Origin of the sequence: Streptomyces sp. HNM0645 (assembly GCF_030056615.1) — a bacterium.
Classification (GTDB): domain Bacteria; phylum Actinomycetota; class Actinomycetes; order Streptomycetales; family Streptomycetaceae; genus Streptomyces; species Streptomyces marianii.
In genome coordinates this window covers 1-1,452 of the sequence record NZ_JASHLT010000117.1, presented here as the reverse complement: position 1 = coordinate 1,452, position 1,452 = coordinate 1, and the positions used below count along the sequence as shown (strand labels likewise).

Here is a 1,452-nt window from a genome sequence, read left to right as displayed (position 1 = left end):
GACCGGATTCAACCGGTCGTTGCAACACCAGCTTGTTGAAGCAACTGTAGCTGCTCGTTGAACGCCTCGGCGGGTGTCTTCCAACCGAGCGTCTTACGGGGTCTGCTGTTGAGAGTGTGAGCGACGGCCTCGATTTCCTCGGCGGACCATCTCGAGAGATCGGTGCCTTTCGGGAAGTACTGGCGCAAGAGCCCGTTGGTGTTCTCGTTCGTGCCGCGCTGCCACGGACTATGCGGATCGGCGAAGAACACGGGGATTCCCGTCTCGACTCTGAATTGCGCATGGGCCGACATCTCCTTGCCGCGGTCCCAGGTCAGTGACCGTGCGAGCTGTTCGGGCAGCGTCGACATCGTATTGGCGAGGGCGGTCTTCATCGTGATCGCCCCATAACCGGCCAGCGCAGGAGCATTCTTGACCGATTGCTTGTGCCGGTAGCCTTCCTCGCGCGGCAGGTGAACCAGCATCGTGAATCGAGTTGACCGCTCGACGACAGTGCCGATCGCGGACCGCTCCAGCCCGATGATCAGGTCGCCTTCCCAGTGGCCAGGAACGGCACGGTCCTCGACTTCGGCAGGTCGTTCACTGATCAGCGCTTCGGGTGTCACGTGCGCCCAGGTCTTGCGGCGCGAACGAGCGCGCGGGGCACGCAGTGCGCGGCCCGTGCGTAGGCACAAGATCAGCTCTCGCTTCAGCGCCCCGCGGCCCTGAATGTAGAGCGCCTGGTAGATCGCCTCGTGGCTGATGCGCATGGACTCATCATGCGGGAAATCAAACTTGACCCGGTTCGCGATCTGCTCCGGACTCCACGCCTGCACCCACGCGCGGTCCTTGCGGTGCTGCTTGTTCCGCCCCGTCCACGTGCCTGTCGCAGGTCCTGCGATTGCCCTGCAGCCAGGCGTGCTGATCTCTCCGGACAGCCGCTTCTGGACGTATGCGTGCAACCGCGGATTGGCGACCAGCTTCGATGTCTTCGGCCGGCGGGCGGCCATGTCCGATTTCCATTGCGCGACCGAGGCCCGGTAGTCGAGCTTCCCGCCCCTCGTGGCCGCGTTGCGCCGCAACTCGCGGGAAATCGTCCCCGGATCACGGCCGACTTGCCGAGCGATTTCACGAACGCCCATGCCTTGGGCGTTGAGGAGCGCGATCTCCTCTCGCTCAGAGAACGACAGGTACCTGCCCGAATTCGGCTTCGGATCGAACGGTCGCATGCCGCCACACTGCCGAAACCAGCGCGTGGCTACCGCCGGCGCCACGCGGATAACCCCGGCCGCTTCCTCCGCGAGCAGACCTTTGGCGATTTCATCCCAGAACGCTGCTTCGATATGACGCTGAAATTTCGGATGCCCCGGAGACCTCAACTTTGGCCGTATCGCCCGATCGGCTCCCTGCTGACGACGAACCATCCCACACCTCGCTGATCATGAGGTGTTGCGACGACCGATTGAATCCGCC

1 protein-coding gene is annotated in these 1,452 nt (G+C 63.6%); it reads right to left on the bottom strand.

Features of this window, described 5'->3' with window-relative positions:
* Window positions 1–8: 8 nt before the first annotated feature.
* The gene (locus QMZ92_RS35845; protein WP_283302123.1) at window positions 9–1,403 is read right to left on the bottom strand and encodes an IS30 family transposase; all 1,395 of its coding nucleotides are present in this window, start codon (window positions 1,401–1,403) and stop codon (window positions 9–11) included.
* Between the last annotated feature and the right edge of the window lie 49 nt (window positions 1,404–1,452).

What these genes read in the sequence shown, in the direction of transcription:
- QMZ92_RS35845 (WP_283302123.1), bottom strand. Translation starts at nt 1,403, where the DNA reads ATGGTTCGTCGTCAGCAGGGAGCCGATCGGGCGATACGGCCAAAGTTG.